Source organism: Paraburkholderia sp. CI2 (assembly GCF_014201055.1).
Taxonomy (GTDB): Bacteria; Pseudomonadota; Gammaproteobacteria; order Burkholderiales; family Burkholderiaceae; genus Paraburkholderia; species Paraburkholderia tuberum.
The window spans coordinates 499831-516171 of record NZ_JACHDL010000001.1; the positions used below are offsets into that span (position 1 = coordinate 499831).

A 16341-nucleotide genomic window follows, 5' to 3' on the forward strand; every position below is an offset into this window, starting at 1 on the left:
GCGCGTCGTTCATGACGCGGCATGAGTCAGGTACGGATTGGCGGCGGGCTTCGGAAGCGCCCGATAGACCCCGAGTGCGACGTCGATCAGGCGTTCGTTCACGGCAGGCAGCACGGTCGTCCAGCCGAGGCGCGGCGCGGGTCCGGCCGATCCGGCAGCGACCGGGCCGGGCGAGTTGATCGCCGGCAACGGCGCGAGGCGCGACGACAATTCCATCCGCAGATGCACGTCGGCCTTCAGCCCGACATACAACTGTACGAACGCCATCAACTCGCGATGCAGCCACGCACCCGGCAACAGATCGTGCGCCTGCGTGGCATGGGCCGGCCGCAACGTCACGCGTACCGCGCGACTGCGATACGCAAGCCGCTTGCCGAGCACATAGCCGCCGCCGAGGCCGCGACGCGCGTCCTCGTTCGCCGCGCCGGCACGAGCGGCCGACGACGTCAGCGGCTGCAGCTCGCCCGCGCGCGCGAGCGCGGGAAAGAACTCATCGACGCGCACGTCCGCGCCGGGCACCGCGAGCGCGATCACGCCCGCGAGCCCTTCAGGTGTGCGCGTTCGCTGGATCAGCAGACCGAGCAGCGCGAGCATCCGCGAATCGGACAAGCCGGCGCGTTGCGGCTTGTCGCCCCAGCCAAAGCCGGCGAGGCACAACAGATTGCGCGAATGCGCATCGCTGCCGCCCGCGCGAAAGCTTTCCGGATAGCGGTACTTCTTCCACGCCCGATACAGCAGCGTGACGAAACGATGATTGAACTGATCGAGAAAGGCCTCGACCGCTTCGTGCCCTTCCTCGCGCATCACGATCTCGTCGATCATGTGCGACGGCATCGCCGCGTCGACGCCGTAAAGACCCATGAACGTCGTGCGCACGGTCGGCGCCGCGGCACTGACCAGGGAATCCGGATCAGCAGCGAATTCGACTGCGGCGATCTCGCCCGCCGGAAAGCCTGTGCGCGCGCGTGGCCGGAAGCGCACTGGTTCATGCGCCGGTGTATCGAGCGTGCCGAAGCCCGGCTGCCGCGGCATCCGCAATTCGAGCAGTCGGCACAACTGCATGAAGTTCATCCGCGGCGCGCGCGCGAGGAGCGATGCGACGAGCGGGTCGAGATTGGGCGGGTCATTGCGCGCTTCGCAAGCGTTAGCGTACGCGCTCATAGCGGAGCCCGCTGCGCCTTGCTGCGTGGCCAGACCGTGCGGGTCTGCGACGGTAGGCTGACGATCGACAGCTTCGTGAACAGATTGATCTCCGCGTACAGCGCGAAAAAGCGTTGCAACAACTCGCCGAACAGCATCACGTCGCCGTCGCCCGCGAACGCATGCGAATCGAGTGTCACCTCGATGTGCACGCCACGCTCGACCGAGCCGCCCGACACCTCCTCGAGCAATTCCTGCGACACCCACAGAATGCCCGCGAGGCGCCGGCGGTTCAGTTCGTCGCTGGTCCAGTCGTAGAGCGCGAGCGCGCCGCGCAGCACTTCCGCGTTCATCATCGACAGGAAGTTCGGCGCGAGATGCGACAGCACGCGCCACTGGAAACGGTCGCCGGTCGGCGGATAGAGCGGCAGGGTCGGCGCGACGAGATTGTTCACGCCCACGACGTTCGGCGTGCTGGCCGCCAGCTCGGCGATGCTGGCTTCGCGCAGGCCCTTGCGCGGCAGCATGCCGTTCGTGCCGGTTACGCGCAGCGACAGGCTTTCCTCGGGCAGCGTGTCCATCGTGTCCCACGCGTGACCGCCGAGCACGACCCACGTCTGATGCAGACCCGCGACACCGGGCCGCACGCGCGCATGGAAGTAGCGTTCCGGCGCCTCGTGGCGCAGCATGCCGCCGCGATGCCGGAACGTCGCGAACGGCACGTACTCGTAGCGCTCGGCGGTGTCGTGATCGAACGCGTCGATTGCATCGACCGAATAGGTCTCGACGTGCTCGCCCTGATGGCCGGCCGGCAACACGCGGTATTGCGTTTCGTGATGGTCGATCTCGATCGGCTCGGCATCGAGTTCGAACAGGTTGATGACCGGGGTGCAGAAAAGCCGCAGGTTTTCCGCGCTGAAACGCTGATCGGACGGATACGCGTGCTTCAGCAAGATCTCCAGATCGAAGCGCGTCGACTTCTCCGGTAGCTTCGTCACGTCGAGTCCACACAGATCGACGAACAGGAATTTCTCGCGGAACGTGAAGTATTCGAGCAGCAACTGATACCCGGAAAACGCCGCGTCGGCCTTCGGCCACAACCTCTCGTCGGCCGAGAAGCCAGCGGGCTCGATCGCCACGTTGGCGAGCGGCAGCGCTTCGCCGTCGCGCACTTCCGGAATGCGCCAGTGGATTGCATCGACCTCGCGCGTGAGCGCGACATGCATCGCGAACGCGGTCGGCAGATCGGCATTCAGATACACCCGCAGCCGCGACAGATCGGTTTCCTTGCGGCGCGCGGACTGATCGAGCTCGAAGCCGAGCCGGATGATCGAGCGGCCATCGTGGCGCACGGCCGGGCCCGCGTGCGTGATCGACAGCGGCTGCAGCGTGACCGGCTGCGTGGTCCGGTACAGACATTGCACGGTCTTCGGCGTCGTGCTCTCGACACCCGCCGCGTTCGGCACGGCGATCGGCGCCGAGCGCACCGGCACGCCGGCCGGCACGACCTCGGTTCGCTGCAGTTTCTCCGCGAGCGGCAACAGTTCGACGATCGACAGCGACGGAATCATCCGCAGATAGTGCGGCCACAGCAGACTCACGAGGCCTTCGGTCAGCTCCGGCAATTCGTCGTCGAGCTTTTGCTGCAGGCGTCCGGTCAGAAACGCAAAACCTTCGTGCAGCCGCTCGACGTAGGGATCGCGATCGCCGACGCGATCGAGATTCAGCATGCGCGCGCGGTCGGGATGCGCCTTCGCGAATTCCTTGCCGGCCTCGCGCAGGTAGCGCATTTCGGCTTCGTAGTAGCGCAGGATGGGGTCGTCGTGTTCCATGCTTAGGTATGGTTATCAGAGGGTCAGCGCCCGCGCCGGGTCCAGCACGGTCAGCTCCGCTTGCAGTTCGCCGATGCGGCGTGCCAGCGCGGATTTATCGGCATCCTTACGACTGCTCAGCGCCTTCAGCGCGCGCAGGAGTTGCTGCTTGACCTCGAAGACGAGCGCGGGCTCCCAGCGGGTGAGCGGCAGCGAGCGCGCGCTCGCGTCAAGTTCGGCGAGTAGCGCGAGCGCCGTGTCCGCGCGACCTGCGTGATCGGCGAGGCGCGCCATCACCAGACGTTGCAGGTAGCGATGACGATCGGTGCGCAGACCCGGCAACGCTTCGAGCCAGGCGAACGCGGCCTCGATACCGTGCTGCCCCGCGAGGTCGCGCGCCTGCGCTTCGATCTCGGGCCAGTCACCGGTCGCATCGTCGTCGTTGCCGGCCGATACCGGCAGCGGCGCGATGCTTTCGCCCGCGTCGAGATTGCGCACGACCGCGTGACGCGCGATCCATTCGAGCGTCGCGTCGTCGGCGAACGGCGTGCCGTCGTTGAACGCGAGACGTTCGACGCCGGGCAAGCGTTCGAGAAACAGCGCGAAATCCGCGCGCAACTGTTCGCGCCATCCGCCATAGGGAGCGCCGACGTGATCGAGCGCGACGTGCTGGAAATACTGCAGATCGAACCACAGATGATTGACACCCTCCATGAACGCACCCTCGACGCGTTCGAGCAGCTCATGCCACTGCTTTTGCAGCACGAGCCGCTTCATCTGCTGACGCAGCTCGCCACGCGGTGGCATCAGACGCGTGCGCGACGCCGCATCGGCGGGCGGCACTTCGTGCAGCGTGTCCCAGCGAACGGTGCGCACCAGCCGCACCGACGGTAGATAGCCGCTCTCCTGATCGCGAAGCCACAGCGCCATCGAGCGGGTCTGATCGAGCAGATCACGCGTCGATGCGATCGATACGTTTGGACTGCTGCTAAAGGCAGCGCCGGCCGACGCGGATGACGTTGTCGTATCGGGCTCACTACTGGGCACCGACGCGTCGTTGCGCTCGAAGCGCGCGACGAGCGCGCCGAGACTCGGCCGCGCCGCGTCGGCCCACGCGGCCGTGGCCGTGACGAGCAGATCGAGCGCGGCGATCGCGCGTTCGAGATCGGCCGGCGCGAACTCGCCGCGACTGTCGAGCAGCTCGATGATGCGCGCGGTGGCGAGCATGTCGAGCGCGCCCTTCTTCGCTTCGGCGCGCGCAGGCAGTACGTTCTCGCCGAAACGCTCGACAAGCGATGCCGCGAGTTCGAGACCATCCGCGAAGCCGACAGGGCCGTCCATGCGCAGACGTGCGAACGCGTAGTAACCGGCCAGACGCAGATCCTTGCCGGTCTCCTTGAGCAACTGCTCGCACGAGCGGACGATCAGACCATCGTCGATACCGGAGAGCTTCTGCGTTTCCTCGCGCAACTCGAAGAACAGGTCTTCGTAGCCCGGGTCGCGACCGCAGCCCTGTTCGCCCGGCAGCGGTTGCAGCCATGCGCTCCACGCATCGACACGCGCGCGCACGCGTTGTTCGTCATCACGCGACGGGAACAGCGTCTTCAACAAACTCGACAGCATTTATTCGACCTCCGGCAGCGAACCTTTGGGCAGCGACACTGCGGCACGTTTCGCCGCGGCAAGCGCCGCCGGCGGCAACGGCGGCGGATTGGCCCCGGATAGCTTCGGTGTGCCTTTTGCCGCACCAGTCACGAAGATGCGCGCGGGCAGCTTGAAATGACTTAACGCGAGCACTTCGAGCGGCCCTGAGCCCACCTCACCGCGCAGCTGCACGCGCAGCGCAATGCCCTCGCTCTGATCGGGCTGCCACGACAACAGGTAACGCGCGCCGTCCTGCTGCGACGCCTGCGCGCGTTCGAGCAGCCGGATCAGGCCGAAGCGGCCCTGGGCGTCGAGCGCAGAACGCAGGCCGCCGTGCTCGGTCTGCCATTCGATATGCGACAGGTTGTCGAGCGAGTCGCCGGGCCACAGGAAAGGCGTCCACTCCTCCTTCTGATTGAAGTAATGCAGTTCGCGGCCCGACAGCACGAAGCGCATGTCGGTGACGCCGGGCGTCGGCACCGCGCGCAACTCGTAGCGCACGTGCGCGTCGCCCGAGGGGAACAACACCGTCGATGCGCGCGTCATTCTGTTTAGTCCGTCGAGGAACGCGGGATCGAGCGTCAACGCGCCGTGGCTTGTGCCCTGCGCGGTGACCCAGCGATCGCCCTGCCGCTCGACCACACCGGCCAACTGCGTGATCACGAACTGCGCGATTACGCCGTTGTCGGGCCGCATGAAGCGCGCCATCTCGGGCAACGACGCGTCGTTGTCGGAGTCCGCGAACGGATAGCGGCCGCCGAACGCGCCGTTCCAGTCCGCGACGATCGCCGTGCGCCAGATCTCGTTGAGGCTCGCCGCGGCCGGCTGCACGAGCACCTGCCAAGTTTGATCGAGCGGCGCCCGCAACAGCTCGCCGAACCCGGCCCACTGCTCGCCCAGACTCGCGGCAACGCGGCCCGCGTAGTCGCGGCTGTCGGCGATGTCCGAGGTCTTGCCTTGCAGCACCGCTTGCGCGGCCACACGCGACATCGCATCGGTGTCCGCACTCGACACCATCTGCTCGATTCTTAGACGCATCGCGCTCACGCGTTCGAGATAGCGCGCGAGACTCAGGTCGCCAGTCGACGTAAGTCGCGCCACGGCCTTCGCGTTCGCCGGCGTGGCGCTGGACGCGACATCGCTGCCGGTCAAACGCAGAATCGGCCCGAACGCGACCGCGAGCGGCGCAAGCTGCGGCTGGGTTTGCTTCGACGGATCTTTCTCGTCGGCGCCGACCAGTTGCTGCGCCTTGCTGATCAGCGTGTCGGACAGCGATTGCGTGCTTGCGCCCGTGCCCGCCTGATAGACGACCGCGTTCATCAGCATCAGAAGGGGCGAGCGCTGCGGGTCACCGAGCAGCGTCAGCTGATCGGCCGTCGCGGACAGCGTCGGGGCCGATTGCCAGCGCAGGCTATTCAGGAACAGCGCCCACGCGCGCGCGTAGTCGTCGAAATAGCGTTGACGCAGCGCGGCCTTTAGCGACGACGGCGGCTCGGTTTTGCTCTTCACGTCCGACAGCACCCAGTCGCCCGCGACGTTGCTCTGCTCGCTCGCGTCGTCGATCGCTTTCGCGATGCGCTCATCCCACGCGGCGCGTGTGAAGACGCCGGGGACCGTCGCTGTCGAGTTGAAGAGGCCTCTGCTCTGCGTATCGCCGAGCAGCGTCGCGAGCGAAATCGGCGGGTATTTGGCTTTCGCGTCGTCGAGGATCCGCTGATAGACCGTGTCGGTCGAGTTCTGGATGCCGCGCACGCCGATGATCGTTTGACGAGTTGCTGAAATCAGTCCGCTGTCGAGGACGATTGCGAGCGACGAACCGCTTGTCGATACGTGCTGGCCGAGGTGATGCGCGAAGAAGTCGATTGTGTGCTGGCGCAGGTCTTCCCATGTGCCGGCCGATAGCGGCGAGTTGTCGGGACGCGCGAGCGCGGACGTCGCGGCGAGCTGCGGAGCGAGGAAGGCGGCGACCGCGCGCTCGGGCTTGGCGAGCATCAGGTAGGTCTTCAGCGTGTCGTACGCGGCTTGTACCTGGCCGCTGCCGCCGCTCGCTATTTCGGCGTCGGTCAGTGACGCGAGTTGATGCAGACGGGCTTCGAGCTTCTCGCGGATCGGGCTGACGAGGATGCTGCCGGCGGCGTTTTCATACCTTGGCCATAGCGCGTCGAGCAGTGCCGCGTCGCGGTTCAGACCGAAGCGCGTGAGACGCGGGGCGCCCTCGCGCTGGTGCGATTCGAGTGTGTCGATCTGCTTGTCGAGGGCGTCGAGCGTTTGCATCGATCGGGTTGGGTCCTGGCTGCCCGCGAGTTTCGTTAGGGTGTCGCCGGCGGTGTGGATCGTTGCGCGGTTCGTGCAGCCGGAGAACATCGTGCCGGTGATCCATAGCGCGATGGCCGCGGTGCTCGTCCATGCGGCGGCGGTGAATAACGAGAAGCCGACGCGGCGGCCGTGGAGCTTGCGGCTGTGGTCGGCGACGGTTTGCCAGACGCCCCGAAGGAAGTCCCCTTGGGGGATCGTTCGGTGTTGGGGGGTGAGGTGATTGTCTCGCGCGTTTTTGTCCGCGTTGTCCGTGTTGGTATCTTTGTTCGTGGCTGCGGGCGGAGCGAGTTCGCGCTCCTCGAAAAGCGGCGCGAACAGCAGGCCGTGGACGGCCTGACGCCAGTAGCGCGAATGCGCCGTCTGCGCGACCAGTCCCGACAATGCGCTGGACAGCCCTTCGATGTGTTGCGACAGTTCCGCGGGATAGCGATCGTTCGAGTCCTCGGCTATACGCAGCACGCCGGCGTCGGCGAGATTGCGGGTGAGGTTTTGCAGCGAGTCGTCGATGTGGTTGGCGTGCACCCGCGCGTTCGACCATGTGAAGCCGATGGCTTCGTCCTCGCCTTTTGGTTCCGTGCTGAAATCGGTCACGTTCAGCAGATAGGCAGGCGCGGACCAGTGCAGCGCGCGGGCGTGGCGGGCGAGGCGTTGGGATAATGCGGCGGCGTCGAATGGCGCGTTGCCTGAACTGCGGTTGCGCGCTACCGCGACGATCGCGTCGATCGGGCGGCGGCGGCGCAGGCGGCGGATTTCGGTGAGCCAGGTCGTGTCGAGGGTCGTGCCGGTTTGTGTCGCGTAGAGCAGGACTGTGCTGCCGATGATGGCGTAGCCGGTTTCGGCGAGGGTCGGGGCGAGGCGTTTGACTAGAGGGAGGTCGCCGGCTATCAGGATCCAGCGGTCGAGGTAGCGCCAGCGGCGGCCGTGGAGGTCGCGGAGCGCATTACGCAATGCAACATGCTGCTGCGGGGCCGCAACATGCGTTACTGGCGCGCCTTCGCTGGCACCTTGCGCTTGCTTTTTTTTCGAATCGTAGAGAGCCAACCACCGCGTCGCGCGCATCGAGGCGATCCACAGGAGGACGGCTTCAAAATGCTTTACGAGGATTAGCGCGATGAGCATGCCCGAGAGAAGGCACAATTCAATAATGATTCGTGTCTCATACGTCCATCCGCGCGCCCGCCCTTCTATCCAGACGGCCAGACCCAGCGCGACGAAAAGGATGAAAATTCCGATGCCAATGAAAAGAGCTACCGGTTCAGACTTGTGTTCATTCATGCTTGTTTTCTGCACACGAGCGCGATCAAGTCGCGGTTTTCTTGCGTAAGGACGAGTTGCGGTTTCCCGGTTCGCGCGGCGAATTCAGCCGCGAGTGCGGTGGCGAGCCAGCCGCCCGCCTCTCCGCAATCCCCAACGGTGGTGCTCAGGTCGACCCTGGAGCTTTGTCGATCGAATTCGGGCGACGACCTGATTGCGGCCTCCATTTCCGACGAAACTCCGTGGCGCCAGACCGCCCCAATGTTCGTCCGCTCTACTTTTCCCCAACGCGTGGCGTTTTCCACCGTTTCGCCTACCGCATTGGCCAGACCGCGTGCCGGACGATGCAGGAGCACAGCAGGAGCTTTCGCCTTCGTCTGGGCAAGATTTTGGTGCCCCAGCAGTAACGCGACGCCCGCCTCTGCAACACCATCCTCTAGACGTTCGCTGACGGCGTTGCGCAATTGCACTGCGACCAGCAGATGAGCCACCTCTGGCCTCATGTTGTCGAACCATGCGTCGGTACTAAACAACGTGGAGGATCCGGCCGGAGGCTTCAAGATCACATGCACCGACGGGAACTTCCCGGCAACTAGATTCTTCAGTCTCGCCGACACTTCGATGCTCTCAAGGGCGCAATGCGAAACTGCTTCAACGTAAAGCGTCATCCGCGCAGGAAGAGCAGCGAGTTGCGGCGTCAGATCGTCGATCAACTGGGCCAGAAGCCAGTTGCAGACCACGCGTTGGCGACGATACTCCGTGAGTTCGTTTCCAGCATTGAACCTCTGGTTCGGGATTTCTATCCAGCGTGCATCAACATCGGTATTCGGCGTGGCCCTGCTCGCCCGAGGCTGCAGCTTCAGGCTGCCATCGACAAACCCTCGAACATCGTTCTCGTCGCGATTGGCAGAAAACCGCCACGCATGACCTATCAACGCGAGCGGCACGCTGGCATGGGCGTGACATTTTTCGGTCTCACGGTCGCTAACTCGATTCATCGCTATCGCTTCGCTGCGTCGCGCATATAGATATCCGAGACGGCAGGACAGCAAAAACGCCCACGCCAGGATCGGATAACCGATGGCGCAGAACCAAAACCAGATCGGATTGGTTGGTCCGCCTCGCGGCCATAGAAGAATCGTTAGTGCTGCACCAAAACACAGTAGGACGCCTAGAAGCGCAGTCCAAACCAGTTTTGATAGTTGCGGCGGCGGAGGCACCGCTACCCGCGGCGGAACACGAGCGAAGTCGATCGGCATTCGTTTATCTAACCGTCGCGCCATCAGATAGGGCAATGAGGACACTCCCGCACTGGGTCTTGTCTCCATCGCATGAAAGTGGCGTGCCAGCATCCTTGAAACTGCTACTTCCTTCCACGATTACGTTGTCGCCGTGAATCGGACAGGACACGAGGTCTCCGACCCGTGCCGCGCGGCGCCCGTTGACCTTGATCCGATTCGAGCCGGTCAGGATCTTGCCGCCGTGACTCGTGCTGTCGCCTTCGTATGCTAGTTTTTTATTCAAATCATCTGCCTAATCAGATTCGATCATCATTATGGAGAATTTAGATCCCATTTCCGACAAGTGTTCGCGTTGACAAGACACGAGCACGCGATTATTTCGATCCAATATCCATATATTCCTCTTTCTTAATTTCACTATATGCAGCCTGTTGAATCGACGCATCATTATTACAAGTTTCTTGACTTATTTTCCTGCCATCACGGTATTACTATTCCAGAAGAAAATTCCGGACCACCGTCCACCCTGCACTGTCTTGTCATACAAAAAATACGTATAGCCGCCATTGAAAAATGGTATATGGGCCTCACCACCACCCGAATAAGGAATACTACCAAAATAAAACTTTTCTTTCTTCCGCAAGCCCACGGATGACACTTCAAGATCAATTCTATTAATTTTTCCGTGGCGATATGTTAGCGCGTCACCACCTATCTCTTTACATAGAGCAGTCGATCGATTGGATTGACAGTTGAACACAATCATTTCATTATCATTGCACACACCTTCCGCATGTGCATCTCCCGAGTAAAATAAAATAATTGTTAATCAAAATTCGAGGTGAATATTTTTCACGATATGCCGCACGCACTCAAAGACATGTTTATTTTTTGCAAAGTGCGATATCAAAACAAGCGATCCATTTCGTCAACATTTTTCCATTCGACTGTTTGTATTCAATTTGAACCCAATCTGCCCCCCGACCGCCAATCACCTGGACAAGATCACCCTTGATCAGATACATTTTCGTCTTGCTTGCTGGATCGGGATTCTCATAAAGTCGGGACCTATCAACTGAAATCGCTACATAAGTGGATTTATTCCCACTATCAGAACCGAGCCTTTTTTCGACAAAATTCGCATCAGCAAAGTCTCCTTCTTTTCTTAACTGACCAGCCATCAGTAAATATGCACCTCGGTTTTCGACAGATGGAGGCTCGCACGTCATCATATTCGCGATCCCCAAATTATCTTCGACGAAATCTTTGATCGTGCTAGAAGGGGTTATTGCTACGGATTGCATGTATTGGCGCCACAAGTTATTCACATGATTAAATTCATATTTAAGCATCGCCGAGGTGGAGTCGTACTTATTGCCAGTGATCGTCCACTCATCAGTATTACCCGCCCAATCCCCTCCACATATTTCTCCTGTCTGCATGCTGACAATACATCCCGACGTTGTATCCAATACCGGACAATATTGCCTGCTGGATACTTCGGCGTTCCCGCTGGGCCCGGGATCTACAATTCCAGTTCTCAAAACACTAAAAACAGCGTATTTTCCTGAAGGAGAGATTGCTGGAGAATAGTCCTTGTCAAAAATCAATCCCCCTGCAGAAGAAAAATTCCCCATGTGAAAGAGTGCTACCTGCTTTCCAGATAAATCCGAAAAAACAGCCTCTTTCCAGCCGGAGCCAAAAATCTTTTCTTCCGATTTGCTCAGCGGCAAGGAAAAAACCAGCGACGAGCCACTCTGGAAATTTATTTTTGATTCATCGGCGTCAGATTTTGCAGAAAAAAGAATGGTCATCGAAAATCCTATGAGCAATGCCACTTTAGTGTAAATGCGCATGTCAGCTCCAATCACCCGAGTTTGCTCAATAAATTGCTATATCGCCGATTATTCGAACTTGATCCATTATTATCACTGGACATTTCACGATTATTTCCATAATGATCGATAATTTCTCGTTCGTACCGCGATCGATCCGTCCCCCATTCCCTTGGATTTCGAGAAAGTCCAGGATGCCTCGCCCGAATAACATCAAGAGATCTTCCCAAATCTCTACCGACATACCCCGGTCGGTTGACACTCTGGTCCAACGCGGCTGCTCGGCCAAGATCGGATTGGAAATAATCAGCTATTGTGTATTGGTAACCGCTTGGTATTTTCGGTAAAACGATCGCTCTTAATCTGTCAATGAAATCCATCAACTGCTTAGTTTCAAAGGATTTGAAAGTGATCGCATGTGCAATGACAGCCAGAGGTATGTTTTTTACTGTTTTTCCAAAATTATCAACTGAGCATCCCTGCCGGATTACCTCTTTTAAAGGCGAACCGGTGAGTTTCTTCCCTTGCGTTAATTCAGCATGCATATAGAACATTGTTGCTGACTCACCTGTCCCTTCGACGGTCCAACCACACGTCTCAAACAAGTCGTGATAGTCAGCTTCGTTTGTTACTTTGAATTCCGCAACCTGCATTGCTAGCTCGCCCCTTCCTTGAGAGTTGACGGTTTTCTGCATCGCTCCCGCAGTTACGATTTCGCTGTCGTAAGATTGGACGGCATCGATTTTCCCTTCATTTTCTGACATCGCAACAATAATCCGGTATTCACTTTCCGAGACCGTGCCGTTCGCCCGCATTTCCGCTAACACTTTCGATTTCTCTAAGGGGACTTCACCCCAGAACACTGGCCCATAGTGCGTGTGCGGTGCGTGGCCGTAACGGGTCACCTTAAAGACGTTTTGCAGACAACATCCACACTCACAAGGACTCTGCGCACGGAGAAAATTCCCCACCAACCCAACCGGATGAATATGAAACACATTCGACCCAGGAAAGTCCGTCAGCCCGGCCTTGACGACATCCCACCAGACCAGCTTCCCGATCCGTTTCTGCTCCTCGACGTGCTCAGCCTTCGGCCCCGTGCGCTGCTCGATCGCCGCAATCAACTGCTTCCACTTATCGGGATTCGCCCACTCGCTCTCGTGCTGGATGATCAGCCGCGACATCCGCAGCGCCGTCCAAGGGTCGTTCGCCGCATTGCGTAATCCGTCAGCAGCCTGTGCAGGGTCGCCGCCCAGATTCAGCGCCCGGTAAATCGATGACATGAGCGCACTGAGCTTGCCCAGCGAACCCACATCCGGCACGTCCGCACCCATCGCATAGTCGACAAACCCGTTCGTCGTTGCGAACATCGTATGCGTCGGATCGTGCTCGTCGTCCAGCGTCTGGAAGTCTACCCACTTCTGCGCGAACTCCCGCGTTACCCTCCCGCCCGCAAAATTCTCTTCCCGTACCCAGCCATCGATCGGCTGGTGACGAACATCCGCGCTGTCGATCTTCCACCAACGCCACTTGTCGCCATCGCCGCCTGTCTCTGTCTCGATGTACTGACGATCTGTGCTTCCCCTGGCAAGCGCCGCAAGCGGAAAGACCTCGATTACACCGGTCTGTCCGGCTTCCGCCCCTTCCTCATTGTGTCTCGTGTACAACGTGGTCCCACTGTCGATCCGCTGGATCGTCGGCTCACCGGGAAGGGCCAACTGCTTCCACTTGTTGACCTTTGCGCCGTTCTGCCCGATCCAGGTGCGCCCCTCGTCGATGAACGACTTGATGCTCTCGTCGCAGAAGACCTCGATGTGCACCATCCGGTTTCCGGATGTCTGCCGGGACAACGGGTCGTAGCGCCCAAGATGGCCAATCAGTTCACCCGCCTTGATCGGGACGACTTCGGAGGGCGTCGACAACACGATCACCCGGTCCAGCGAGGAGTCAGGCATCACTTCCCTGACGACCGGACCACCATGCTCTGCGCCAAGAAAGATCCATCCGTTTGTCGCGGGATGCGCGACACCGCCTGCGGTTCCCGGATAGGGCGACACGCCGCTCGCATCCTTGATCTGCCCCCAGCCGCCCTCGCGTCTTCCAAGGCTAACCTGAGCCCCCTGAGGGAGGATGCAGAGTACCGCGCCATGCGGCCTGGATACCCGGACCCGCAGTCCCTGCTGCCCGGCGGGCGCCAGCTGGCCACCCGGCCCGGCCGTAGGACGGTCCTGCGCACAGGTGGTCACCTCGAATCGCGTCGCCCAGTACTTCGGCCGGGGTAGATGTGCGTCACTCTCGTAGTCCGCGAAGTCCTGCAGGTGTGCGTACAGGCTGTAAAAAGTCAGTTTCCTGTCTTTGGGAAACTCCATTGAATGACGCACCAGCGCAAACCCTGTGCTGTACGGCGCACTGATCGCAGGTTGGCCATTCCGCGCGGGGATCTCGCTTACCGGGTAAGTACTATCGAGGCGCCACGCGACCACTTCGCCGTTCGCAATACATTGCACTCCGCCTTTCAGATCCAGCGATGCGCCGGCGCCCGCCTCGGTCACATGTATTCCGCCGTGCCACATGCCTTTGCCGCTGACCGAATAGGCGCCCGATGGCTCCTGCCTCAACAGTTTGTGGAATTCATGCTCGTCAATGAAATCTGCCGGCGCCCCACCGGTGCCCTTCCTGCGGAACGGAAACGCAAACTGAAGCAGCTTCACGGGCGTGATGGGTGGATTTGACGGAGGAGTCGTAGTTGCCATGACTATGCTTATTCTGAAAACCCGAAGTTCGCGTTCCCTTTGACATCTTTAAGGGGAGCACCCGGCCAGCTTGGAAAGGTAAAATTGCTCTTCGCCGGACCATCGACATCCAGCCCACCCTTGACCTGTATCTCACTTGAGCTCGCAATCACGATCTTCCCGTTTGCGATTTTTACGTACGCACCTGCTCCATCGCCCAGCGTGATCCCTTTCGACCCAGTAATGACTACTTCGCCTGTCGACGAACTAACCGCGACGTTGGTAAGCGCCATCAATTCCAGAGCGTCCCCTTGGGCCTGAACCTGCACCTTGCCCTTGGCTGCGAAAATCCGGATTCCGAGCTTCGCGGCAAACAGTGAAATTGCCTCGCCGGCCGCTGCCGTGATCCGCTTGAGCACGCCGATGTCGATTCCTTCGCCAGCAGTAACGAACATCTGCTTACCCGCGGCCAACTGCATGTGCGCGCCACTAGCGACACCAATGCCTTCAGGTGCGCTCGCCACGATCACCGGCTTCCGGAGTTCCGCGAGCTTTTGCTCGACGAGCACACGTTGCTGATCGACTTCGGCCAGCAACGCCTGCGCGGCACTCGCAGAACCGTTGAGCGAGCGCAGGATTTCCTCGGCTTGCTGAAGTGTTGTGTCGGCGTTGGGCATCGCGAGTTGCTCGCCCACAGCACCAGGCTGCGCCTCGGCACTAAGCAACAATCCTTTGGCCGCCCGGGCTGACAAATACCCATCCGTCCTTAGCTCGGCGCCTTGTCCCCGCTCCTTCCTCTCCCCATCAACCATATGCCCCAGATTCAGCTCACTGGTCTGAAACGGCGTAGTCAGATGGATATGCTCAACCCCTTCCTTATCCTCCATCCGCATTTCATTCTGAGCGGCGGTTCGAACGATATTGCGCGTATTGTTGAGGTTATTAACCAGATCCGGGTGCAAGCTGTCATGCATCGCCCCGATGATCACAGGCCGATCCGGGTCCCCAGCCGTGAACACGATCGCCACTTCCGCCCCATCGATCAGCGGAAAGTGATGACCATAATCATCCCCGCTATAGGGCTTCGCAAACCGCACCGGCCGGCTGGTTCCGCCCGGACTCCACTCATCGAGATCGAACGGCAGCACGATCACATACCAGCCCTGCTCGGTCAGATACGCGTACTTATAATTCCCCGGCGACGTGACCCGCGCGGGCAAGATTCCATCGATGGTAGGCCGCCGAACCGACTCCATCGAAGTCCGCCACACACGATCCGACGGAATCCCCTCGAACGTCACCTGATACGCCTGATCCCGCGCGCCCTGCGACCTCACTGAAGTCACGAAAATCCCATACTTCGCATCGGCCGGATTCGGATCGATCGACATGACCTCGCCCGCCTCGAGCCAGAACGGATTCCCCGTGCCGACAAACGCAATCTGACTGGCCCGATGCGCCTCATGCCGCAACCGGGCAATACGCTGACCTTCGTCGGGCGTTTCGTAATGCTCGCCCCAGCGGTAATCGACCGCGTTCGTGGTGCTGTCGTCGCGCGCGGTGTTCTCCTCCACGAGCAACGAAATTCCCGCCTGGCGATGGTTATAGTCGTGCAGGCGCACGGACTCGGGAACGCGCTGCGTCCTTTTCTCGAGCGCCGTGATTGCCTCCGCTCCGGCACCCTCCATTCCCGCATTACGCCGGTACAGCACCCTACGCTGCTTACGCGCGTACGCATCGAGATCGTCGCCGAACACGATCATCGCGCGATCCTTCTTCTGTTCCCACCGAAACCACATTCCTTCCTGCGCGCAGAGCCTCTGGATAAACCTGAATGTCGTCTCGCGATACTGCGTGATGTACTCATGCCGCTTGTACTGCCCACGTAGCTGGAACACGAAGTCGACTCCGCTGCGATACCCGTAGTGCCGCAACGTATCGGTAATGATCTCCTCGACCGATTGCTTCTGAAACAACCGGCTCGTCACGCCGCGATCGAGATCGGCGAGTTTCGGCTCCAGCACGACCCTGTAGCGCGTTTGATCGGCCGATGTCTCGAACTCGTCGAACTTCGTCACGATGCCGTGAATCGTATGCGCGGGCGGTCTCGTGCTGAACTTCTCGGCGTTCTCGCCAAACATCTTGCACAGATAGTCGATATCCGGATCGCCCGGCTCGATCGTGAACCGCCCCGGGCGCCCGAGCACCTGATCCATCGGAATTCCCGCTACCGGGCTTGTGAATTCGATCTCATAGCCATACAGCTTACTGATGCGATCGACACCCGTGAACTTCAGGATCGAGAACGGCGCCGGGTGCGGCGCCAGCTTCAATTCATAAGCCTGCAACGGCAATGCCATCAGCATTG

The 16341-nt window shown here is 60.4% G+C and carries 10 protein-coding genes; all 10 read right to left on the reverse strand.

The window, feature by feature from the left end:
- Positions 1-9: 9 nt before the first annotated feature.
- On the reverse strand, positions 10-1161 hold the full coding sequence (gene tssG, locus HDG32_RS02235) for a type VI secretion system baseplate subunit TssG (protein WP_184062861.1): 1152 nt from the start codon (positions 1159-1161) through the stop codon (positions 10-12).
- Positions 1158-2972: a type VI secretion system baseplate subunit TssF gene (tssF, locus tag HDG32_RS02240; protein WP_184062863.1), complete on the reverse strand. Its 1815-nt coding sequence runs from the start codon at positions 2970-2972 to the stop codon at positions 1158-1160. The genes tssG and tssF overlap by 4 nt, the downstream gene beginning before the upstream one ends.
- A 15-nt stretch (positions 2973-2987) precedes the next feature.
- Complete coding sequence (gene tssA, locus HDG32_RS02245) at positions 2988-4574, reverse strand: type VI secretion system protein TssA (RefSeq protein WP_184062865.1); 1587 nt, start codon at positions 4572-4574, stop codon at positions 2988-2990.
- Complete coding sequence (locus HDG32_RS02250) at positions 4575-8186, reverse strand: ImcF-related family protein (RefSeq protein ID WP_184062867.1); 3612 nt, start codon at positions 8184-8186, stop codon at positions 4575-4577.
- A complete protein-coding gene (locus HDG32_RS02255; protein ID WP_260335497.1) occupies positions 8183-9460 on the reverse strand; it encodes a hypothetical protein in 1278 nt (425 codons plus the stop codon). Before HDG32_RS02255 ends, HDG32_RS02250 begins: the two co-directional genes overlap by 4 nt.
- Complete coding sequence (locus tag HDG32_RS02260; RefSeq protein ID WP_184062869.1) at positions 9429-9689, reverse strand: PAAR domain-containing protein; 261 nt, start codon at positions 9687-9689, stop codon at positions 9429-9431. The genes HDG32_RS02255 and HDG32_RS02260 overlap by 32 nt, the downstream gene beginning before the upstream one ends.
- A 183-nt stretch (positions 9690-9872) precedes the next feature.
- Complete coding sequence (locus tag HDG32_RS02265; protein WP_184062871.1) at positions 9873-10172, reverse strand: hypothetical protein; 300 nt, start codon at positions 10170-10172, stop codon at positions 9873-9875.
- 118 nt (positions 10173-10290) lie between these two features.
- Positions 10291-11262: a hypothetical protein gene (locus tag HDG32_RS02270; protein WP_184062873.1), complete on the reverse strand. Its 972-nt coding sequence runs from the start codon at positions 11260-11262 to the stop codon at positions 10291-10293.
- Positions 11263-11273: 11 nt separating this feature from the next.
- Positions 11274-13952 carry a hypothetical protein gene (locus tag HDG32_RS02275; protein WP_311539215.1) on the reverse strand — a complete coding sequence of 893 codons (2679 nt, stop codon included), beginning with the start codon at positions 13950-13952 and terminating at the stop codon, positions 11274-11276.
- Positions 13953-14002: 50 nt separating this feature from the next.
- A complete protein-coding gene (locus tag HDG32_RS02280) occupies positions 14003-16339 on the reverse strand; it encodes a type VI secretion system Vgr family protein (RefSeq protein WP_184062875.1) in 2337 nt (778 codons plus the stop codon).
- Positions 16340-16341 lie beyond the last annotated feature (2 nt).

Coding starts and splice junctions, on each gene's coding strand:
- tssA (WP_184062865.1), bottom strand. CDS start 4,574: ATGCTGTCGAGTTTGTTGAAGACGCTGTTCCCGTCGCGTGATGACGAA.
- HDG32_RS02280 (WP_184062875.1), bottom strand. CDS start 16,339: ATGCTGATGGCATTGCCGTTGCAGGCTTATGAATTGAAGCTGGCGCCG.
- HDG32_RS02270 (WP_184062873.1), bottom strand. CDS start 11,262: ATGCGCATTTACACTAAAGTGGCATTGCTCATAGGATTTTCGATGACC.
- tssG (WP_184062861.1), bottom strand. CDS start 1,161: ATGAGCGCGTACGCTAACGCTTGCGAAGCGCGCAATGACCCGCCCAAT.
- HDG32_RS02265 (WP_184062871.1), bottom strand. CDS start 10,172: ATGATTGTGTTCAACTGTCAATCCAATCGATCGACTGCTCTATGTAAA.
- tssF (WP_184062863.1), bottom strand. CDS start 2,972: ATGGAACACGACGACCCCATCCTGCGCTACTACGAAGCCGAAATGCGC.
- HDG32_RS02250 (WP_184062867.1), bottom strand. CDS start 8,186: ATGAATGAACACAAGTCTGAACCGGTAGCTCTTTTCATTGGCATCGGA.